Origin of the sequence: Chitinophaga sp. 22308 (genome assembly GCF_052045305.1) — a bacterium.
In the GTDB taxonomy this organism is placed as follows: Bacteria; Bacteroidota; Bacteroidia; order Chitinophagales; family Chitinophagaceae; genus Chitinophaga; species Chitinophaga varians_A.
Window position 1 is genome coordinate 51,576 of record NZ_JBQEOP010000011.1, and the last position, 22,901, is coordinate 74,476.

Consider the following 22,901-nt stretch of genomic DNA (forward strand, 5'->3'; position numbering starts at 1 on the left):
AAACATGCATCTCATTCAAAAACAGCTGGTAGACGTGACTTTCAACGGTCCGGAATCGCAGGCGCTGCAACTACAGCGTGAGCTGTCTGCCCTGTGTGAAAATGAGTTGCTGCCCGCCATCGAAAAAGTGCTGGCGCCCTATGATTTTTTAGAAGATGATCTGATTTTTGATTATCTTAGTATCAGCGTTGACGACCTGCGGACGGGCAATTTCCGGCAGCTGTTCACAGACGCTGTAGCGCAGCAGTTGAAAGCAACCCTTGCGCAAAAGATACCGCTCCTTTCAGGAAAAGTATCTTCCACTACCTCCGACGTAATAAGGATAAAAAATAGAAAAAGAAGAGAAGCACAAAGTGCCGATCATCGGAATGTTGAGCAAATACTCTTCCATTTTCTCCTGCATGGCATATACCCCTGGTGGGTATTGCCGGACAGGGTCAGGGAATGGAAGGGTGTTATGCTCAACATTTTTTTTGCACCCCATCCACCGATTACGCAGCTATTGCACATACTGAGAACAGTTCCTGTGGCACGGGAACGCCTGGCAGCACAGTTTCCGGCAGACTGGCAGCAACAACTGCTGCAACAGATTGCTCCCGACGTGTATGCTGCTACGTTAGCTGCCATTACAACATTACAGCAGTATATACCCCCCACGCGGGATATAACAGGGCAGGCTATACGTAAATGGCAACTGGACATCCTTGCGCAGGAACAAACCGCTCTTGCTGAAGCAATCCTGACCGCCAGCGCACTGAGCAGCCTGCTACCGGCTGGTCTGCCATTACTGCAAACACTAGTGCAGGAGAACCTTCCCGGTCCGTTACAGGCCCTGGTGCAGAAGCAACTGGAACAACAGGCGGTCATCTCCCTAAAAGCAAAAACAAACACCTCCCCTCCTCCGGAAGAAAAACATACTGCCGCCATCACGGACGGTTACTATATACATAATGCAGGACTGGTATTGCTGGCGCCTTTTATCAGCCGGTTCCTGCAATACTGCGGGGCAGCCGATGACAAAACGCTGCTACGCCCCGGCTATGCCGCCGCCCTGCTGGAATGGCTGGCCACCGGCCGCACAGACATCGGCGAAGAAGAAATGGTGCTGAACAAAATACTCTGTGGTATCCCGTTGTCGCAAACGATGGAAAGAATCACCGTCATAGAACAGGCACACCAGGAAGAAGCTGCCAGTCTCCTTAAAATGGTGATCAGCAACTGGCCTGCCCTGAAAAACACCAGTCCCGACGGGCTGCAGGCGAGTTTCCTCCGGCGGCCGGGCAAACTGTCCGTCCGTGAAAACGACGGCAACTGGTTGTTACAGGTAGAACGGGAAAGCTACGACGAATGGCTGCTGCCCGACCTGCCATGGGGCTATAACATGGTGATACTGCCCTATACCCCGCATAAAATGATCTGGACAGAATGGATATAACCGATTAAACCAACAGGAATGAAAGCAGGTGCAGATGCGGCCCCCAAAACGTCTGCCGCACAAAAAGCCCCCAAAAGCGCGCCTTCATTGAAAAATGAAGAGAAGCCCTTTTTTGCGCCTGCCATGCCCCCGGTACAAACCAAGCTGAAAGTAGGCAGCCCCAACGATCCCGCGGAAAAGGAAGCAGACAACATGGCCGACAAAGTGATGCGCATGCCCGCCGACAAGCCGGCAGCCAGTGTTTCCGCAGGCAGGAAAATACAAACCAAAAAAGAAGAAAAACCAGGCATACAAGCCAAACACAAAGACAGTAAAAAAATCCGCACCAAAGGGGACGAAAAAAAGATTCAAAAGAAAGAAGAAAAAATCCTGCAACGAAAAGGGGAAGGCACGCCCATCACCGCCACCAACGAAATCGGGGAAGGCATCCGTCAACAGAGTGCCGGCGGATTCACGCTCTCAGACGATACACGGAGTTTTATGGAAACACGGTTCAATGCTGATTTCAGCAACGTACGTATCCATACAGGGCCGGAATCGGCACAGCTCAACAATCAGCTGGGCGCCAAAGCTTTCACCTACCAGAACCACATCTTCTTTAACCATAACCAATATCAGCCCGAAGCACCGGCAGGCAAACACCTGCTGGCACATGAGCTGACCCATACCATACAACAGGGACAAAGCATACAACGTGCCGAGGCCACCAAAACCGAAGCCGCCAAACCTGCCATGGCAGCACCCGCCACTACTGCCATGGCGCCGCAGATACAACGGTTCCTCGGCATCGATATACCCTCCTGGCAAGACGTGCTCGACTGGCTCGCGGAAAAAGCCTACCATATTCCCGGCTACCGCATGTTCACCATCGTGATAGGCGTGAACCCGATCAACGGTGAATCTGCCGACCGCAGCGCCGCCAACATCCTGCGGGCCATCGTGGAATTCCTGCCCGGCGGCCACCTGATCACACAGGCACTCGACAAATACAACGTATTCGAGAAAGCCGGCAGCTGGGTGGAACAGCAACTGAAACGCTTCTCCGGCCTCATGGGTGAAGTCAAATCCGCCGTCAAACAGTTCATGGACGATCTTGACTTCCTCGATATCATCCTGCACCCGGTGCGTACCTGGGAAAGAGCCGTGGCCATCTTCACCAAACCGGTGAACGATATCATCGACTTTATCAAAAGTATCTTCCAGGCCATTATGCAGTTCATCCGCGACGCCGTGCTGAAACCGCTGGCTGAACTGGCCGCCAGAGCGCCCGGATTTGACCTGCTCTGCGCCGTGCTGGGCACCAACCCCATCACCGGCGAAACAGTGCCCCGCAACGCCGATACCCTCATCGGTGGTTTCATGAAGATGATCGGACGGCAGGACATCTGGGAGAACATCAAAAAAGGCAATGCCATACAACGGGCTTTCGACTGGTTCCAGAAAGCCATGAAAGGCCTGATAACAATGGTGACCAGCTTCCCCGGACAGTTCATCGCCATGCTGAAGTCACTGGAAGTGATGGACTTCATTGTGCTGCCCAACCTGTTCAGGAAAGTATTCGGCGTATTCGGCAGCTTCGCTTCCGCCTTCTTCAACTGGGCTTTCAACACCATCTTCGACCTGCTGGAGATCATCTTCTCCGTGGTGGCCCCGGGCGCTATGCCTTACCTGTCCAAGGTGCGCAGCGCCTTCCGCAGCATCATCGAAAAACCGATGGTGTTCGTCGGGCACCTGATCAACGCCGTGAAGAAAGGCTTCAACCAGTTTAAAGACCGCATCGGCACCTGGCTGAAGAAAGCGCTGATAAGCTGGCTGCTCGGCTCTCTCGAAGGCGCCAACCTGTATATACCACAGTCCTTCTCCCTGAAAGAACTGCTGAAACTGGGACTCTCTGTATTCGGCCTCACCTGGCAGAACTTCCGCGTGAAACTGGTGAAAGCCCTCGGGGAAACAGCCGTGGCCGCGCTGGAAACAGGTTTCGACATACTAAAAACACTCGTCACCGAAGGCCCCGCCGCAGCATGGGACAAAATACAGGACAAGATAGAAGAACTGAAATCCCAGTTCATCCAGGAAGTCACCACGTTTGTAACGGTCACCGTAGTGCAGAAAGCCATCGTTAAACTGCTCTCCAGCCTCAACCCTGCCGGCGCCTTCATACAGGCTATCCTCGCTATTTATGACACCATCATGTTTGTCATCCAGAAGATCAAACAGATAGCACAGGTAGGCATGGCCGTTGTCAACAGCATCGTGGAAATAGCCAGCGGCAATATCAGTAAAGCAGCCAATGCCGTGGAAAACGTGCTGGGCGGCCTGTTGAAGATGGCTATTAGTTTCCTCGCCAATTTCCTCGGACTGGGTAAGATATCCGATAAGGTAGTGGAGATCATCAAAAAGCTGCGCGCACCGGTAGACAAGGCCATGGACAAGCTGGTGGACTGGATCGTGACAGGCGGGAAAAAACTGTTGGGTGGCATCAAAAACAAAGTATTGGGCTGGCTGGGCGTCACACAGGGCTTTACGGCCAAAGACGGGGAATCGCATACGATCAGCTTTAAAGGCAAAGATGCTAATGCGAACCTGTATGTGAATTCCAGGCCCAAGCTGGTGACCGACTATCTCAATGAGCTGGCCGCCATACCGGAAAACGGGCCTTACATAGGTGCGGCCAGGAGCGCTTTCGACAATATCGCCAAACTGAAAGCCAATGATCCCGGCGATGATCCGGCGAAAGTAACAAAACAGAAAAATGATATCGAAGCCGAATTCAAAAAGCTCGCCGCTGCATTCAGCCAGATGAAAGGCGGCACACAACAGACCATGGAAAACGTGGCCATCGTCTTTAACCGCAGCAGCCTCACCACGCCGGTGGAACATAAAGAATTCGACGATCAGCTCGAAATGCAAAAGAACGCATTAAACAACATGACGATCCTGATCTGGCTCAGAAACAGAAACACCTTTGAACAGATAGGCAGGAGCAAACAAGGCACCAGGGCCATGCGGCGCGAAAGAACCCTGGAATGGACCAACCTCAAAAACCAGTACATAGCAGCCGGGAAAACACCTGCCGACGCAGAAAAACTGGCAGATGCCGATATGAAAGGCAAAGCCAAGCTCCATGTCATTGACCAGGTAGCAGGCGGGTACGACGATGAATTTGCCAAAGCCTCCGGCCTCTCCCGCGTTAATTCCATTATCGGTCCGGGCTGGGTCAACAAGATCCCGCTTATCCTCGATAAAATCAAAAAAGTAGATCCTAAAGCACAGGAAACAGCGAAAATAAACGTAACATTATCCTAACGTAAAATCATATGCAACAGATCGATACCTTTCTGGCAAACCTGCCACCCGACAAAGGCGCCTTTCCCGCCATCGCTCCTGCGGTGCAGGAAAAATATGCGTCGCTCGTGCCGGGCTTCCTCCTCGATATCTGGAAGAACAGCGGTATCTGCTCGTTTGGAAATGGTTTTATCTGGACCGTTAACCCCGACGACTATACGGACATTCTGCCGAAACTGGGAGAGCAGTACAAAAACGCTGTGGCCGTGCTGCGCACCGGATTAGGCACTGTGTTCTTTAAACAGGGAGATGAATATCTTTTCTTCGATCCTGTATATCTCGATGTGTCTTCCCTGCAGAACGTGCCGCTGGAAATCATCATGAACTATACCATTGGCGACAAAAGACCCGCTAATGAACTGTTCTATCAGAAGCTATATGAAAAAGCGCTGAAACGGCTCGGCCCACCGGCGTTTGACGAATGTTTTGCCTTTGTGCCCGCCATCGCCCTTGGCGGAGAAATGAATGAAGAAAACCTTCAAAAGATGAAACTCAGGGAACAGTTGATACTCCTCACACAACTGATATAAAATGAACACCTCTTTTCATATACCCCTGCAATACCTCCGGGAATACATCCTGGGAAGACTGGCGCTCCATTTTGGCAAAGCCACCAGCGTAACGATCAACGCTGACGCCTATGTACATGACGGCTCCCCTTTCGCCACCTGGATGGAAGAAGCACAGCCCGACGCACCGGAGTTCGTCGCCCTGTTACTGGCGCTGGCGCCGCATTTGCAGCCAGGGTTCTTTGAAGATATTCTCCGGGAATATATTCCCGAAGGCGGGGATTTTATTCCCTTCGGCGGCATCAAATCCCAGCATCACCGGGGCATGTTGCCCACCGGCGAAACGCTGTTGTTCGTGCTGGCAGGCAATGACCCGGACAAACGGACAGATCTCCAGGGCAGCCTGCTGTATCAAAGCCGCTTTTTCCGTCAGGGCACCCTGAGCATTGAGCCGGTGAACATAGGCGAACCCGTGATGGCAGGACAATTATTGCTCGCTGCAGAAACCCTTGACTACTGGCTTACCGGCCGTGTCAGCCACCCCCGCTTTTCTCCGGAGTTTGCCGCAGAATATATCACCACCGACCTGTTATGGAGCGATCTTGTATTGCAGGAGAATACTTTACAACAAATACGGGAAATAGAACAATGGGTAATACATCACCGCACCCTGCTGGATGACTGGCAGATGATCAAAAAAGTAAAAAGAGGCTACTGCGCCCTTTTCCATGGCCCTCCCGGCACCGGCAAAACCATGGCCGCCACCCTGCTGGGCAAATACACCCAGCGCGACGTGTTCCGGATAGATTTGTCCAAAGTAGTGTCCAAATATATCGGGGAGACAGAAAAAAACCTGTCGCGCATTTTTGACAGGGCAGAAAGAAAAAACTGGATACTGTTCTTTGATGAAGCGGACGCCCTCTTCGGCAAAAGAACAGAGATCCGGGACGCCCATGATAAATACGCCAACCAGGAGGTAGGCTATCTGCTGCAACGTATAGAAAGCTATGACGGCCTGATTATCCTGGCCTCCAATTTCAAAGGCAATATGGACGAGGCTTTTCTGCGTAGGATGCAGAACGTGGTGTACTTTCCTGTGCCTGCCGCCCCGGAAAGACATGTGCTTTGGAACCGCGCGTTCCCGGAAAGGGTCACCCTGTCTTCCGGTATTTCACTCGAACAAATTTCCCTGCATCATGAACTGACCGGCTCCAATATTAACAACATCGCCTTCCATTGCTGCCTGAAACTCATCAGCGATCAACGGATGGAACTTACAGGCGCCGACCTGCAAAGCGCCATTCACCGTGAACTGATGAAAGAAGGCAAATCTTAAATTTTCGCCTTTTCCCTCTAAACAACTCACATTGACACCCTGGCCCGGGGCTTCTGCCCCGGGTTCGAATTTTATAAGTGTTTCTTGTAATTGTATAACATTTCGATCCCCGCTATCCACCAATTTTGTCATCATAAAAAACTGATGACATGCAACCGCTTACGTCCACACCCGAAACCATTACCCTGGCCGTAAAACAGCTGACAGCAAAGATCTACGGCGGCGATTTTGTGTTCCCGGAAAATTTCAATCTGGCCCAACAGGTGTCCCGGTCGCTGCAACTGGACTACGCCACCGTCTGCCAGGCTTTCCTGGCGATTGAAAATATTACACTGGAAAAATATATAGAAAATCTGCGCACTGAGAAAACAAAGGAATGGCTGGTATATACAGACGATTCCCTTCAGCAGATAGCAGCCAAACTGGGATTTCACAGTGCCCGTCAGCTGTCGGCCCATTTTAAGGCCGCTACGGGGCTCAATACGGGCTATTTCAAGGAAATCCGGAAGTCCAGGCAGTCCATACAGGCCATGCCGGGAAAACCATCTTAAAATTATATACAAATCATCTTTAATCATATAACAACACCGCCCTCCACTGTCGGTACCTTTGTTAAAATTATAAAACAGACCACTATGACCACCTTAACGCTTAACGATACATCCAGGGCCACCGGCCATCAACATAAAAAAGGACTCATTAAAGAAACCTATCCTGTACTGGAAATGACCTGCGCAGCCTGCGCAGTGAGCGTAGAATCCACCCTGGGCTCCGTTGAGGGCGTAAGCGCCGCCGGCGTGAACTTCGCCAACCAGACCGCCTGGGTGGAATACAATCCCGGCATTACCACGCCCGAACAATTACGTGATGCCGTGAGAAGCGTCGGTTATGATATCGTCATCGAAAAAGAAAACCAGGACGAGATCAAAGAAGCCGCTCAACAGAAACACTATCAGGCGGTGAAACAACGCACCATCTGGGCTTCCGTGCTGTCGCTCCCCATTGTCGTCATCGGTATGTTCTTTATGGATATGCCCTACGGCAACTGGATCATGATGGCGCTTGCCACACCCGTAGTGTTTTTCCTGGGCCGCAGCTTCTTTGTCAACGCGTGGAAACAGGCCCGTCACGGTAAAGCTAACATGGACACGCTCGTGGCCCTCAGCACCGGTATTGCCTGGGTGTTCAGCGCCTTCAATACCATTTACCCTGAATTCTGGCACCAGCGCGGATTGCACGCCCACGTGTATTTCGAAGCAGCTGCCGTGGTGATCGCCTTTATTTCTCTGGGTAAACTGCTGGAAGAAAGAGCGAAATCCAATACCTCTTCCGCCATCAAAAAACTGATCGGCCTGCAGCCTAAAACAGTACTGCTGGTAGACGCCTCCGGCGATACCCGCGAAGTGCCCATTGCTACAGTAAAAGTGAATGACGTACTGCTGGTGAAACCCGGTGAAAAAATACCGGTAGACGGTACCGTTACCGGCGGCGATTCTTATGTAGACGAAAGCATGATCACCGGTGAACCGGTGCCTGTACTGAAAAAAGAAGGCGAAAATGTTTTCGCCGGTACCATTAACCAGAAAGGCAGCTTCCGCTTCAAAGCCGATAAAGTAGGTGCAGACACCCTGCTGTCACACATCATCAAAATGGTACAGGAAGCACAGGGCAGTAAAGCGCCGGTACAAAAACTGGTAGACAAAATTGCCGGTATATTCGTTCCCGTAGTCATCGGTATCGCCATCCTTACCTTCATCACCTGGATGGTTTTTGGTGGCGACAACGCCTTCACCCACGCACTGCTCACTTCCGTGACCGTACTGGTGATAGCCTGTCCATGTGCCCTCGGCCTCGCCACTCCTACCGCCATCATGGTGGGCGTTGGTAAAGGCGCTGAAAACAATATCCTGATCAAAGATGCCGAAAGCCTGGAACTGGCGCATAAAGTGAATGCCGTCATCCTCGATAAAACCGGTACCATCACAGAAGGTAAACCAGTTGTCACCGATCTTTTATATGTAGATGACCAACATACTATTGACCAGTCAGTGCTCTTTGCCCTGGAACAACAGTCAGAACATCCACTGGCAGCTGCCATTGCGCAACATCTCCAACAGGCGGGCGTGAACACAGTGCCTCTTGCGTCTTTTGAAAGCGTGACCGGTCAGGGTGTAAAAGGTGCCTACAATGGCCAGACTTACCTCGCCGGCAATAAAAAACTGATGCAGGAAAACGGCGTGGTATTGGACAACAAATCCATTACCCTTGCCCAGGGCCTGCAGGCAGCTGCCAAAACAGTGATCTATTTCGCCCGTGACAAAAAGATACTTGCCGTGGTAGCCATCGCCGACCGCATCAAGGAAAGCTCTGCCGCCGCCATTGCAGCGCTGCAACGCCAGGGCATTGAAGTCTACATGCTCACCGGCGACAACCAGCAAACTGCCGCCGCGGTAGCGCAACAGGTTGGCATCACCCAATACACCGCCGAAGTAATGCCCTCCTTCAAAGCCACTTTTGTAAAACAGTTACAGGACCAGGGCAAAACCGTAGCGATGGTAGGCGATGGTATCAACGACTCCCAGGCATTGGCACAGGCAGACGTCAGCATAGCGATGGGCAAAGGTTCCGATATAGCCATGGACGTAGCCAAAATGACGCTGATCACTTCCGATCTGAACAGCATCCCGAAAGCGCTGAAACTGTCTTCCAAAACAGTGGCCACCATCAAACAGAACCTGTTCTGGGCCTTCATCTACAATATCATTGGTATACCGGTGGCCGCCGGCATCCTGTTCCCGGCCTACGGCTTCCTGCTGGACCCGATGATTGCCGGCGCAGCCATGGCGCTCAGCTCCGTCAGCGTAGTGTCCAACAGCCTCAGACTTAAAACAGCTCAACTTTAAACTTAATATTCTACCACGATACATGCCTTTATCATATACCTGGCACACCCAACAGGTCATCCGGGAAACAACAGACACCGTCACTATTATTTTCAATACCCGCGGGGAAAATTTTCACTATCTGGCCGGCCAGTTCATCAATCTCACTCTGAGGATTGATGGACAGCCGGTCACCCGTTCTTATTCCCTCAGCTCCGCACCTAGCACAGATGCCGCTCCCGCCATTACCGTTAAAAAAGTAAGCGGCGGCCTGATGAGCAGCTATATCACCGAAAACGCGGAGAACATCCATAGCTGGGACATTGACGGCCCTTACGGCGCCTTCACCCTGGACGATGACACCAGCAGTTACCATCACATCGTATTGCTGGCCGGTGGCAGCGGCATCACACCGCTGTTTTCCATTGCGCGGACGATAGCCCGCCAACAACCGGACACGCGCATTACGCTGCTGTATGCCAGCCGGTCCATCCCGGAAACCATCTTCAAAGCAGCGCTGGACAACTGGGAAGCCCAACACAACAATATCCGCATACAATATGTTTTATCAAAACATACCGCTACCGCGGATGATCCGGCCAATATCATGACCGGAAGGCTCAACAGGATCATTATCAAAAAACTCATCAGGCAAGCCATCGGCGAAAGCACCACACCCGCGCACTTTTTCCTTTGCGGACCGGCGGAACTGATGAAGATGCACCAGGAATCACTGACGGCGCTGGGAGTACCGGACACGTATATACGCCATGAATCGTTTGCCGTGGAAACCACTGCCCCTACCATCGCCTTGCCCGGTAATACGCAGGAAGTACTGCTGCATTATTACGAGCAAAGCAACCTGCTGGAAGTGCAACCCGGGCAAACCATCCTGGCCGCCGCACTGGAAGAGAGGATACCGCTGCCGTACTCCTGCCAGTCAGGCACCTGTGGCCGCTGCGCGGCCCGCCTTACGCAGGGCGCCGTACATATGCAGCAGAACTACGCCCTCCGCAAAGAAGACATCGATGCAGGCTATGTGCTGCTCTGCCAGAGCTTTCCGCTCAATAACGAAGTAACGGTGACCATGGGGGAATAGCTACTTATAATTATGTAAAACGATTACCCAATTGTATAACAGTTCAGCCCCCTGTCCGGTGTAATTTTACATCATCAACAATAACAAAAACAAAAAAAGTTAATACAATGGAAACAGTTCAATTCAAAACCAATATCAAATGTTCCGGTTGTCTGGAAAAAGTAACTCCCGGATTAAATGAAACCGCCGGCGCAGACAACTGGGAAGTAGACCTGCAGTCTCCTGACAAAGTGCTCACCATTTCCGCAGACCATGTAGACGCAGCCGCTATCCGTAAAGCAGTTGAAACAGCCGGTTACAAAGCAGAAACCATCGCATAAAATAATTACAGCCATGAAAAAGTTTATTCTTGCCGCATCTATGCTCACCGCCCTCTTTCAGTTCCGCGGTGAAGCCCAGGACAAAGGACAGTCCCCGCTCCTGACCAACTACTACAGCATCAAGGATGCACTGGTAAGCGGTAACGCCGATAACGCGGCCAGCGCGGCCGCCTCGTTCGTTCAGGCAGCTAAAACATCAGACGCGTCCGTTAAAGACAAACTGATCACCGATGCGTCCGGTATCTCCGGCACCAAAGACCTGGCCCGTCAGCGGGAAGCATTCAAAGCCCTGTCCGACGACCTGTACCAACTGGCTAAATCCTCCAAACTGTCAGACCAGCCGATATACCAGGACTATTGTCCCATGAAAAAGGCTTCCTGGCTGAGCAACAGCACCGCCATCAAAAACCCGTACTACGGCAGTCAGATGCTGAGCTGCGGTAAAATAAACGACACCATCAAATAACAGCACAGGCAAGGGAGCCGGGCCCTCTTCCCGCTCCCTTTGCCGCTTTGCTGGCTTCCAGCCTTCCGGCGTCAATCATCTCTTATGAAACAGCTTTTCGCATTACTCCTACTGCTTTTTACCACACACACTGTCCTTGCACAAAAAACCATCCGTTACGATCTTTACGTGGGCGATACCATGGTCCACTATTCCGGTAAAATGAAGCACGCACTGGCCATTAACGGTACCATTCCCGGTCCTACCCTGCACTTCACCGAAGGAGATACTGCCGAAATATATGTTCACAACACCCTGCATGAAGAAACTTCCATCCACTGGCATGGCCTGATACTGCCCAACCAGGAAGATGGCGTCCCCTACCTGACCACTCAACCTATTAAAGCCGGGCAAACACATAAATTCCGTTTCCCGGTAGTGCAACACGGTACCTACTGGTACCATAGCCATACCATGTTCCAGGAACAAAGCGGCATGTACGGCTCTATCGTTTTTCATAAAAGAGATGCCGCCCCGCAGAAGGAAGAAGTTGTATTGTTAAGTGACTGGACCGACATTCATCCGCACCAGGTGAACCGCATGCTGCATAATGCAAGCGATTGGTTCGCCATCAAAAAAGGATCTACCCAGAGTTACGCCGAAGCCATTAAAAAAGGTTATTTCGGCACTAAGGTCACCAACGAATGGAAACGCATGAACGCCATGGACGTGAGCGATGTGTATTACGAACGTTTCCTCACCAACGGTCAGCCTCAGGCCACAGCGCCCACCTACAAAGCCGGCGACAAAGTGCGGCTGCGCGTTATCAACGGCAGCTCCTCCACCTATTTCTGGCTCAGCTACGGCGGCGGTAAACTCACCGTGGTGGCCAACGATGGCGCAGACGTAGAGCCCGTGGAAGTAGACCGTTTACTCGTTGGCGTGTCCGAAACATACGACGTGATCGTGACCATCCCGGACAATAAAAGTTACGAGTTCCTCGCCACCGCCGAAGACCGCACCAACAGCACCTCGCTTTGGTTAGGCACCGGCGACAAGGTAGCAGCCCGTCATCTCCCTAAACTCAAATACTTCGAAGGGATGAAAATGATGAACGATATGATGCGCATGGACGGTAACCTCGATACCAGCGGCGGCATGATGATGACCAACCAGACAATGGACATGAACACCGTCATGTATCCGGAAATCACCAACCCCGATTCCACCACCGGCGATATCGTGACGCTCAACTATGGTATGCTCAAAGCACCGGAAAAAACCACGCTGCCCGCCGGTCCCACCAGGGAATTTAAGTTTGAGCTGACCGGCAACATGAACCGGTACGTATGGACCATCAACAATAAAACCGTTTCCGAGACTGATAAAATCCTGATCAAAAAAGGAGAAAATGTCCGCATCGTTCTGTACAACAATACCATGATGCGCCACCCCATGCACCTGCATGGCCACTTCTTCCGGGTACTCAACGGCCAGGGTGAATACTCTCCGCTGAAAACCGTGCTGGACATCATGCCTATGGAAGTGGACACCATCGAGTTTGCAGCCACAGAGAGCGGCGACTGGTTCTTTCATTGCCATATCCTGTACCACATGATGAGCGGTATGGGCCGCGTATTCAGCTATGAAGATTCTCCTCCCAATCCACAGGTACCTGATCCGGCGAAAGCCTACCGCATGCTGAAACGCGACGACCGTATGCTGCATCTCATGGCCCAGGTAGGGCTGGAAAGCAACGGCAGCGACGGTGAAATCATGCTGGCCAACACCCGCTACCGCCTCTCCGCCGAATGGCGTTTAGGCCTCAACGATAGACACGGCTACGAAAACGAAACACACTTCGGCCGGTACTTCGGTAAAAACCAATGGCTGCTTGGCTACGTAGGCTGGGACGTACGCTACCGCAAAATGGGCGACGACGACGAAAAAAATCTCTTCGGCCAGCGCAACACCAAAGACTTCCGGCAGGTACTGCACCTGGGCGTACAATACACATTACCCATGCTCATCCTGGCAGACGCCTCCCTTGATACCGACGGCAGGCTGCGTATACAGCTAATGCGCGACGACGTACCCGTCACAAAAAGACTACGGTTCAACTTCATGGTCAATACCGACAAGGAATACATGGCCGGCTTCCGGTACATCTTCACCCGCAATTTTTCCCTCTCCACGCACTATGACAGCGATATGGGGATCGGCGCAGGGATAACGTTGTCTTATTGATCCTCCCCGCATCAAATAAAATATTATATTATATTCGATGCATGAAAATCGCAATCACCGGCGCAACGGGTTTTATCGGCTCCGTATTAACGCCGTTGCTGCTGGCCCGGGGACATCAGTTGAGAATCCACGCCCGCAAGACACCATCACCGGTTACCGGCATTACCTATGTAAACGGCTCATTGTCAGATCCTGATTTTGTTGCGCGCTTTGTGGAGGATATGGATGTTGTGATTCACATGGCTGCGGTGATCTCGCTGAGCGATGTTCCTGATATGGATGCGTTCCACTTTAATACTATCAGTACCCGGCTGCTGGCGGAAGCCGCGCAGCGGGCCAGTGTCCGGCGTTTTCTATTTGTCAGTTCCATTACTGCGTACGAACAAGCTCCTTATGATACGCCGATGGATGAAACCCGTCCCTATACACAGGGTATGCGTTACAGTTATGACCATTCCAAGGCAGTGGCGCAGGAGGCAGCACTGGCCTGTAACGGTCCGGAGCTGGAAGTGATCGTGCTGGCGCCTACGGCCGTGATAGGACCGTTTGACCAGCGTCCTTCTTTGATCGGCGATGCGGTGGTCCGTATTTACCGGGGGAAGATACCAGCGATATTTCCCGGGGGCGTTGACTTTGTGGACGTCAGGCAGGTGGCGCAGGCTATTGTACAGGCGCTGACAGCCGGTACACCGGGCCAGGCCTATATTCTCAGCGGTGAATGGATGACATTAAAAACATTGTCCGCCCATATCGCAAGGATTAAAGGAAAACGTATATTCCTGCCCGTATTGCCATTGTGGCTGGTTATGGGACTGCTGCCACTCGTACGGGCCTTTTCGCGGCTGACGGGCGGCGCACCGTTTTATACCAGGCAATCGGTTTATAACCTTATTCGCAGCAATCGCAAAATAGATAACAGCAAAGCCCGCAGGGAACTGGGGTTTAATCCCGGCAGCCTAACCGCTGTTTTGCAGGATACCATCGCGTGGTTTAAAGAAAACAAGATGCTCCCATGAATCAATATTTGTCGCTTCAGCAGTACTATCTTTTTATCGGCGGCTGGTCTGCCGTAGGCATCGTCACCGCCTTCTACCTGCTGCGGCGGGAAGCTCCCTATGGCCGTTTCACTTCTGAGAAATGGGGACCTATGGTCAGCAATAAAGTGGGATGGGTACTAATGGAAACCACGGTGCTGGTGTCTTTTTTTGTGTGGCAGCCACCGGCAACGGTCAAATGGACCTCGCCGGCAGGGATAATGACCGGCATGTTCCTGTTGCACTACCTGCACCGGAGTTTCGTATATCCGTTTATGATACGTACCCGTGGCAAGAAAATGCCGCTGGTAATTATGTTATCGGCCATGCTGTTTAATACCGTCAATGGTTCATTGCTGGGCTCATGGTTTGCGCACTACGCGCAGTATCCGGATGACTGGTACAGCAGTTTTCCTTTTATAGCAGGCACCTTGTGTTTTTTTACCGGGATGTTCATTAACTGGTCGGCCGATTATCAGCTGATAGGACTGCGCGGCAAGGGAGAAACAGGCTATAAGGTACCGCAGGGCAGGCTATTTGAATATGTCACCTCTCCCAACCTGATGGGTGAAATCCTGGAATGGGGCGGCTATGCGCTGCTGACCTGGAGCGCCCCGGCGCTGGCGTTCTTCATCTGGACCTGTGCCAACCTGGTGCCCCGGGCAGCAGCCAACCAACGCTGGTACCGGCAGCGGTTCCCCGATTATCCTGCCAAACGGCGCATCCTGATCCCTTTCCTCTGGTAGAAATTTAATAGGCTTTGATCTGCAGGCAGGAAGGCGCCGGCATGGTCAGCTCTGTTCCTGTTTGCTTCAACAGGCCTGTTTGTATATTACGTTCAAACACCACTACATTGTTACTGATCTGATTAGCCACCAGGAGATATTTACCGGTAGGGTCGATCACAAAATTACGCGGATGATCACCGCCGGTGGATTGGTAGCCTATCCTGGAGAGCAGGCCTGTGGCCTGGTTAATGGCGTATATGGTGATGATATTTTCCTTCGCCCGGACAGATGCATATAAAAAACGGCCATCAGGTGATACATGAATATCTGCGCCGCTGTAATCGATATCCTTTTTTCGTGTACGGTGTGCCGTTATCCGCTGCAGGCTGTCGAGCCGGCCATTGGCATAGCGGTAGGCACTTACCATCCCTGACAGTTCCTCTATGCTGTACGCAAAAGGCTGCTGCGGATGAAACGTAAAATGCCGCGGACCGCTGCCCGGAATAGTAGCGGTAAAGGGAGGTGTGGCCGCCTGTAACGGTTGCGCAGCATCGGCATCAAAAGCAAAACAACGGATTTTGTCAGCGCCCAGATCGGGCAGGAAAAGGAAACGGTGCGCCGGGTCCAATACCGCCGAGTGCACATGTGAACTCCGTTGCCGGTCTGTCAGGCTACTGTCTTTGAAAGCCACTACCTGCGCAGCTTTGCCAATGCGGCCGTTTTCAACAGGAAACACCGCGGCGCTGCCACCGGTATAATGTGCCACCGCCAGCCAGCGATAACTATTATGCTCCGTAATGTATACCGGGTTCTCCCCACCTGCCGGCTGCGTGCTAAGCCATGTGGCCTGCCCCGTTTCCCGATTAAAGGCATAGCTGTTAACACCGCCTGCCCCCGGCGTTTGCGCCTCCGTACAGGCGTAGAGGTAGTTGCCATCTGCCGAAGGCACCAGGTAAGCCGGGTTCAGGACATCGCTTACTGTGCTGACCGGCTGCAACCCGCCATTGTTCGGATTAAAACGATAAATGTAGATGCCTGGCTTGCTTTTATCGCGGTTATAGGAACCGATGAACAAATAATACTGCTGTGCGGCGAGCAGCTGGCTGATACCTAATATCAGCAGGCACAACAACTGGATTCTCTTTATCAAAATGTTTTTCGTTTTAACGTGAAACAGAAAGACCTGGCTGTCATTACAAAACTATCAAAGCATCTCCGGAAATCATAACGGAAGCAGTCTCAAAAAAAAATTATTATACAACCAAAAGGTTACCTATATTTATACAACCAAAAGGTTGCATATTATGAGACGAGATGTGTTCCAGGCTATCGCTGATCCGACAAGAAGGGAGATAATACAAATGATTGCCACTACTCCATTGAATGTTAACACTGTGGCAGAGAATTTTGACGTCAGCCGGACAGCTGTTTACAAGCACATTAAGATACTGACGGAATGCGGATTGATCGTGATGCGGCAAAAGGGACGGGAACGATACTGTGAGGCGCAGCTGGAGCGGTTGCAGGAGGTGGCTGACTGGGCGGAGCTGTACAAAAAGATGTGGAGCGCGCGTTTCGGGTTGCTGGACAATGTGCTGGCAGGCATGCAGGCCAACGATAAAAAGCCGCGCAGGAAAAAGTGACAAACAACACACCTATAAATAGCTATCACATGAAAAAGACAACTGTTCTCTATTGGATTTTCACCGGTTTACTGGCCGCAGGTTTCACCATGTCTGCCATACCGGACGCTTTATCTGTACCGGAAGCCAAAGCTATCTTTCAGCATCTCGGCTATCCGATGTATCTGCTGCCTTTCCTGGGCATAGCCAAGCTGCTGGCCGTTATTGCGATTGTAACACCCGGCCATCCGCGGCTGAAGGAGTGGGCTTATGCAGGCCTCACATTTGATATTACCGGCGCGTTCTATTCCAGCATCGCCATCGGGGAAGGCGCTTCCGCCTGGCCTATCATCATCTTCTATGGCGTACTGGCGGCCTCTTATATTTATCATCATAAAAAGCTGAAAGAGAGCGGTGCATCCAAATTATCGGTTGCTTAAAATATAACAGCCCTGTCTCACTGACAGGGCTGCTTTTTTTTTAGCGATTGACAATAAACCGTACATCCCTGCTTTCGTTTTCAGTCACCACCCGCAGGATGAAGATGCCGTTGTTGACGCTTCCCAACGCAATGCGGTCGTCAATCTGCAAGGCAGGACTATAGGGCAGCTTCGCCAGGATACGCCCGTTCAGGTCGAACACGGTCACCATTACCTGTTGTTTGCGTTTCAGTTTTATCTGGAAACGGAAATTGCCGTCATTCGGATTGGGCGACAACATCACCGTATCTATCACGGAAACGGGCACACTGTATGACGGACCGGCGAGCGGGTCGTAGGCGTTGATCTGAATGTCTTTGCGCAGCTCATAGGTACATTCTCCGAAAGTGGCTTTCATGCCCACCCAATAAGAACCGGCTGTCGTGAACCTGATCAGCGGCGTACCGCGGTCATAGCCCAGCAGGACCGCCTGCGGATCGAACGTCCAGCTTACCAGGTCCGGCGCAGGCAGACTGATTTCCTTGATCACCAGCGTATCGAAAGCATTTTTCCGGGAGGCCACCAGGAAGTTGACGTCCGGCTTCACATTCCGTTTAATGATAGTGGTTGTACCGGTAGCGCCACAACCTCGGGCATCCTGTACTTTCAGGGCGTACTCCCCTGCTGTGAGGTTGGCAAAACTGTTACCGGCAGACCAGCCGCCGTTGTTCAGCGCATACTGATAAGGCTGGGTGCCGCCTTGTACCATAGCTGCCACGGTGCCATCGTCAACGCCGTCGCATATCTGCGAACCGGTGACGGTCAGCCCCAGGGCTGCCGGCTGCGTCACCTCATAGCTGTATGACCGGCCGCAGCCTTTTCCGTCCGTTACATTGACGGTATAGCTGCCAGCAGTAAGGCTTTGCGCCTGCGCGCCGCTCACCCCTGCGTTATTCCACTGATAGTTATAGTTGCCATCACCACCAGCCGGCTGCAATACAATAGTGCCGTTAGCTTCGCCGTAACAGCGTACCGGCGTCACCGCAGCCGTGGCCGTCACCGGCGGGTACATTTCTTTCACCGTGGTGACCACCGTCGCCGCGCAACCGTTTATATCTTTTACCGCCAGGGTATAATTGCCCACCGGCAGAGAACTGAATATTGATGATGCCTGCGGTATTCCGTTGTTCATCGTATAGGCATAAGGTGTAGTGCCTCCGGTTGTTTGCAGCGTGATGCTGCCGGTTGGGATACCGCCACACGCCAGATGGGTGATGCCGGACACCGTGAGCGATACCGCTGCTGCCGGCTGTTGCAGTACAATGTTTTTAGTGATTTCACAACCGCGGCCGTCTTTTATTTTCACGGTATAATTACCCGCCGCGATACCGGTATATTGTGATGTTCCCGTATAGGCGCCACCGTTAACACTGTACAGATATCCCTGATAGCCGCCATCATTACCACCGGTCGCAGCCAGGCTAAAAGCGCCGTCTGATAAGCCATAGCAGGATATCTGTTTTCCGTGGAAGTCTGAAGTAGCGACCGTTGCCGCCAAAGGCGTTGCAGGCGTGGTGATGGACACCACACTGCTTACGGCGGAATAACAGCCAATCGCATCCTTTACCCGGACAGTATAATCACCCGCACCCAATGGCGTAGTATTGGTAAATGCCGTATAGGCGCCGCCGTTCAGCGCGTATTCATTGGTCAGCTGGCCGCTGCCGCCATGGGCCTGTACCTGAATGGCACCAGGCGTGCCGAAACAGATAACATCGTTTCGTGTAATGTTGTCTATGGTAATAGCCGGGTTCACAGACAGTATTTGCACCGGCAATGTGTTACCGCAGCTATTCGCGTCCCGCACAGTGACGGTATAGTTACCGGCAGTAAGGCCGGTAAACACAGGGCCGGGTTGCCAGTCAGTGCCGTTCAGGCTGTACAACAAAGCACCCGTGCCGCCGCTGCCGGCTACCGTAATACTGCCGCCCGGAATTGCCGCGCAACGTACGTCCTGTTTGCCTACCAGCTGTATGCTCAATGCCTGTGCAGACTCGGTAAAGCTATAGTTTCGTGTGGCCACGCAGCCACGGCCGTCTTTCACTTTAAACACATGCATACCCGCTTTAATACCGGAAATCAGCGATGCCGGGCCAAAAGCACCGTTGTCGATAGCATACGTATACCCGCTATATGTGGCACCGTTGCCGCCCGTGGCCGTCAATTGTACAGAGCCGTTATCACCGCCGGCGCAGGAAATATTATATCCGTTATAATCTGACAATACCCCGGAGAGCGACAGCGAAGCCGGGGGCGCGGTGATGGTCAGCAGGCCGCTGTAGTTAAGGCTGCAGCCGTGATTGTCCGTCACTTTTAATGCATAAACACCGGCATTCAGTCCGGCCCCGCTGGTATAAGCCTGCGACGTGGCCCAGTTGTCCGCGCTCAGGCGGTACTGATAGCTGCCATCTCCGCCGGCGGCATTTATGGCAATGCTGCCTGTGCTGCCGGAACATTGTATGTCCGTTACCGTAGCAGCCGTAAAGGCCAGTGCAGGATACTGGTGACTGATCGTCAGTGTGGTATCTTTTGTACAACCGTTGGCGTCGGTGACATGCAGGGTATAATTGCCGGCAGGCAGATTGGTTGCCGTAGCGCCGGTAACGTTAGTACCATTGAGCTGCCAACGGTAAGGCGCAGCACCACCCATTATATTGGTAATGATGCTGCCGGTGGGCTGACCAAAGCAGATCACGTCCTGTTTGGTAGCGTTGACGCTCATTTGTGGCTGTACCAACGTTACGCTGCCGGATGTCTCACAGCCACGGGCATCCTTTACGCTGATGGTATAGGTGCCGGCTGTTAAACCGTTGAATATGTTTGACGGTTGATAGGTTCCGTTGTTCAATTTATATTGATATCCCGTATAGGCACCACCGTTACCACCCGCTGCCGTTACGGTGATTTTACCATCTGCCGCGCCGTTACAGGATATCTGAAATCCGTTGTAAGCCGACAGTTGTGTGGTAAAACTCAATGCTGCCGATGGCAGACTCACATCATAGGCATTGGGCAGGTCCAGGGTACAACCCTTGCCGTCTCTGATGCGAAAATGATAGCTGCCAGGCGTATACACCTTCGTGCCCGGCGTAAAAGCCGTATAGCCGGTACCGTTCAGTGTAAAGAAATAAGTGTAGGTATTATCTCCCCCGCTGGCGGAGATATTAATAGTAGCGCCATCAGCCAGGCAGACCGCCGGGGTGACCGTTACCCCGCCTGATTGTAAGGCCGGCAGCTCCGTGATCGTCACTACGCCAGACTGTACGGAACAGTTGGCAGACTTACTATCTGCAACGGTTACACGATAAGTGCCGGCACTAAGTGCGTCTATTTTAGTGTCAGTGTCAAACCAGAAGGATTTGGTGGTCCAGACGCCGTTTTTCAGCTGCTCCCATTTGTAGGTATAGAAGCCGGAACCACCGCTGACCACCGACTTCACGATGCCGTCCTGCGCGCCATTACAGCTGATATTGGTTGTTTGCAGGCTGACTTGCAGTGCCGCTGGTTCTGTGATTGTTACCGGCTGCGACACAGCGTCGTTACAGCCGGCCACGTTGTTTTGTACGGTAATGCTATAAGTGCCGGCCTGTAGACCATTAAAAATACCGGTGCTGTTGCTCACCGCAGGCATACCGGCGCGCTGCAGCAAAAACGTATAACTGCCGGAACCGCCGCCAGCGGAATATTTCAGCGAGCCGTCGCTTCCGCCGGAACAGGTCACCATATTGCGGGCATCCTGTGTCAACGTTAAGGGAGGCACGGCGTTCAGACTGATGGGACCACTCCACCCGGTACAAACGGGAAAGTCCATGTTCAGGATTTCAACCGTGTAGTCCCCATTGCTTAATCCTCCAAAAGTGTAGTTGCGTAAAGCGGTAACAGCGCTCTGTTGCAGCAGTGCAGCGCCTTTATACAGTTTATACTGATAGTTGGTAACACCGGGATCAGCCACAACGCTGATACTGCCGTTGCCCGGGGTGATACAGGTGGGATGTTGCGCCGTCAACTGTCCTTTTACCTGCGGCGGCTGCGTGAGTTGCACATTTACCGGGACCACCGGAGCACAGGCGCCGTCTTTCACTTCTCCCGTATAATTGCCTGCCGGCAAGCCGGTCCAGGTAAAACTGTTGCCGGACGACTGTTGCCGGGCACGTATCACCGTGCCATTTTGTTTGAGGGTAAAGAAATAGCCGCTGGCGGCGTTTCCACCGGAGGCAGTGATCGTAATTCTACCGTCGGTAGCACCATAGCAGGCCGGATTGGCAGACCGGGCCACATCCTGTGCGGCCGTGAGCACCGGCAGGTCGTCTATATCCACATCAATGGGTGTAAAACAATTTCCGGCCGTTCCTGATGGATTGATCACCCAGAGCGTATAACTTCCTTTTCGTACGTTGTTCACCGTTACACCGCCTGATACTGGTACATTACCATTGCTCCAGTCGATGATATCTCCGCAGGCAGAAGCACCTCCGGCAAGGTCAGGATCGCAGGGCGTTGTCACGCCGGCGGGGCGCAGCATCCAGCGCATGGTGGTATATCCGCTGGTGATAGCGCTGCCGGGAATAAAGATCGTACCGGTTTGCTCTCCCGCACAGGAAGACGTCTTTTGGAGTTTAGTCACATCTACCCGGGGACCGGCAGGCAGAAAGGTGTAGTCATTGGTTTCAGCAGAATAAGGGGAATAATAGTCCTTGTTGGCATACGACGCCTTAATGCGGCAACGGAAACGGACATTTACCATTCCGCTCTGCGTTTCCGGCATCTGGCTGCCGGTAAAACCATAGGAATAGGCAGTGGCATACTCCTGGCTGTTGCTTCCCAGCGTTTTCCACACGGCCCCATTATCAACCGAATACTCCCAGACTACCGATGATTGCACCAGGTTATCAGAGAAGAGTGGCCAGTTGCGGGGTGAGCTGAGGTAAACCATTTCCGTGGCACAGGTCTGGGAGGAAGGAGTCATGGAAGGTATGATGTCATTCGGCGCGATCATCGTATATACCCAGCGCGCTTCCACGGAACCAAGCCTTTTGTAGCCACCATAAAAATTGACATCCCCCATGAGCCGTCCTCCGGAAATGGGATAGATATCAGAAAAACTAAGGCTGCCGGCAAAGGAATTATTCTGGAAAAGCGCATAAGGCGGAGCATACATGACCCCGGTGCCCACTACAGGCCCGCCATCAGGCAAAGCACTGAAGGGCGTGGAAGACAAGCTCCAGTTTTGTGAGGATGGCGTAACGCCCATTCCTAAATTACCTATTGTTCCCGTTCCTATATAACTGGAGGGAATATTGCCAAATACATAGACCATCTGCGACAGCTGCAGCTGCGCATACAATTGCCTGCCGGCACCGGACAATAGCAGTACCAGCGTACACAGGATACGTGGGAAACGAAACATCGTATTGCGTTCA

The 22,901-nt window shown here is 52.4% G+C and carries 16 protein-coding genes; 14 read left to right on the forward strand and 2 right to left on the reverse strand.

What is annotated here, in order from left to right; translation table 11 throughout:
* Positions 1-4 precede the first annotated feature (4 nt).
* From ACTJJS_RS31920 to ACTJJS_RS31975, 12 genes are all read left to right on the forward strand, one after another.
* Complete coding sequence (locus ACTJJS_RS31920) at positions 5-1,435, forward strand: contractile injection system tape measure protein (protein WP_440667936.1); 1,431 nt, start codon at positions 5-7, stop codon at positions 1,433-1,435.
* An 18-nt stretch (positions 1,436-1,453) separates the two neighbouring features.
* Positions 1,454-4,741 (forward strand): eCIS core domain-containing protein, encoded by a 3,288-nt coding sequence (locus ACTJJS_RS31925; RefSeq protein ID WP_440667938.1) that lies wholly within the window; start codon positions 1,454-1,456, stop codon positions 4,739-4,741.
* A gap of 11 nt (positions 4,742-4,752) precedes the next feature.
* Positions 4,753-5,310 carry a T6SS immunity protein Tdi1 domain-containing protein gene (locus ACTJJS_RS31930; RefSeq protein WP_168873415.1) on the forward strand — a complete coding sequence of 186 codons (558 nt, stop codon included), beginning with the start codon at positions 4,753-4,755 and terminating at the stop codon, positions 5,308-5,310.
* 1 nt (position 5,311) lies between these two features.
* On the forward strand, positions 5,312-6,625 hold the full coding sequence (locus ACTJJS_RS31935) for an ATP-binding protein (RefSeq protein ID WP_440667941.1): 1,314 nt from the start codon (positions 5,312-5,314) through the stop codon (positions 6,623-6,625).
* Between the two features lie 149 nt (positions 6,626-6,774).
* Positions 6,775-7,176: a helix-turn-helix domain-containing protein gene (locus ACTJJS_RS31940; RefSeq protein ID WP_168873413.1), complete on the forward strand. Its 402-nt coding sequence runs from the start codon at positions 6,775-6,777 to the stop codon at positions 7,174-7,176.
* Between the two features lie 84 nt (positions 7,177-7,260).
* Positions 7,261-9,528 (forward strand): heavy metal translocating P-type ATPase, encoded by a 2,268-nt coding sequence (locus ACTJJS_RS31945; protein ID WP_440667943.1) that lies wholly within the window; start codon positions 7,261-7,263, stop codon positions 9,526-9,528.
* 22 nt (positions 9,529-9,550) lie between these two features.
* A complete protein-coding gene (locus ACTJJS_RS31950; RefSeq protein WP_440667945.1) occupies positions 9,551-10,606 on the forward strand; it encodes a 2Fe-2S iron-sulfur cluster-binding protein in 1,056 nt (351 codons plus the stop codon).
* 107 nt (positions 10,607-10,713) lie between these two features.
* On the forward strand, positions 10,714-10,926 hold the full coding sequence (locus tag ACTJJS_RS31955) for a heavy-metal-associated domain-containing protein (RefSeq protein WP_168873410.1): 213 nt from the start codon (positions 10,714-10,716) through the stop codon (positions 10,924-10,926).
* Between the two features lie 13 nt (positions 10,927-10,939).
* Positions 10,940-11,392, forward strand: a complete 453-nt coding sequence (locus ACTJJS_RS31960) for a DUF3347 domain-containing protein (RefSeq protein WP_440667947.1) — start codon at positions 10,940-10,942, stop codon at positions 11,390-11,392.
* 84 nt (positions 11,393-11,476) lie between these two features.
* Positions 11,477-13,618 carry a multicopper oxidase domain-containing protein gene (locus tag ACTJJS_RS31965; protein ID WP_440667949.1) on the forward strand — a complete coding sequence of 714 codons (2,142 nt, stop codon included), beginning with the start codon at positions 11,477-11,479 and terminating at the stop codon, positions 13,616-13,618.
* A gap of 41 nt (positions 13,619-13,659) precedes the next feature.
* Positions 13,660-14,634: an NAD-dependent epimerase/dehydratase family protein gene (locus ACTJJS_RS31970; RefSeq protein ID WP_440667951.1), complete on the forward strand. Its 975-nt coding sequence runs from the start codon at positions 13,660-13,662 to the stop codon at positions 14,632-14,634.
* Positions 14,631-15,398, forward strand: coding sequence for a hypothetical protein (locus tag ACTJJS_RS31975; RefSeq protein ID WP_440667953.1), 768 nt, complete (start codon positions 14,631-14,633; stop codon positions 15,396-15,398). Before ACTJJS_RS31970 ends, ACTJJS_RS31975 begins: the two co-directional genes overlap by 4 nt.
* A 4-nt stretch (positions 15,399-15,402) precedes the next feature.
* Here the strand turns inward: ACTJJS_RS31975 and ACTJJS_RS31980 are convergent, their stop codons facing one another.
* Positions 15,403-16,530 (reverse strand): lactonase family protein, encoded by a 1,128-nt coding sequence (locus tag ACTJJS_RS31980; RefSeq protein WP_440667954.1) that lies wholly within the window; start codon positions 16,528-16,530, stop codon positions 15,403-15,405.
* Positions 16,531-16,684: 154 nt separating this feature from the next.
* On the opposite strand from ACTJJS_RS31980, the gene ACTJJS_RS31985 reads away from it, so the two are divergent.
* Positions 16,685-17,023, forward strand: a complete 339-nt coding sequence (locus tag ACTJJS_RS31985; RefSeq protein WP_440667956.1) for an ArsR/SmtB family transcription factor — start codon at positions 16,685-16,687, stop codon at positions 17,021-17,023.
* A 29-nt stretch (positions 17,024-17,052) separates the two neighbouring features.
* The gene (locus tag ACTJJS_RS31990; protein WP_168873403.1) at positions 17,053-17,442 is read left to right on the forward strand and encodes a DoxX family protein; all 390 of its coding nucleotides are present in this window, start codon (positions 17,053-17,055) and stop codon (positions 17,440-17,442) included.
* Between the two features lie 40 nt (positions 17,443-17,482).
* On the opposite strand, the gene ACTJJS_RS31995 is transcribed toward ACTJJS_RS31990, so the two are convergent.
* Entirely contained in the window at positions 17,483-22,888 is a 5,406-nt protein-coding gene (locus ACTJJS_RS31995) for a T9SS type A sorting domain-containing protein (protein ID WP_440667959.1), read from the reverse strand.
* Positions 22,889-22,901 lie beyond the last annotated feature (13 nt).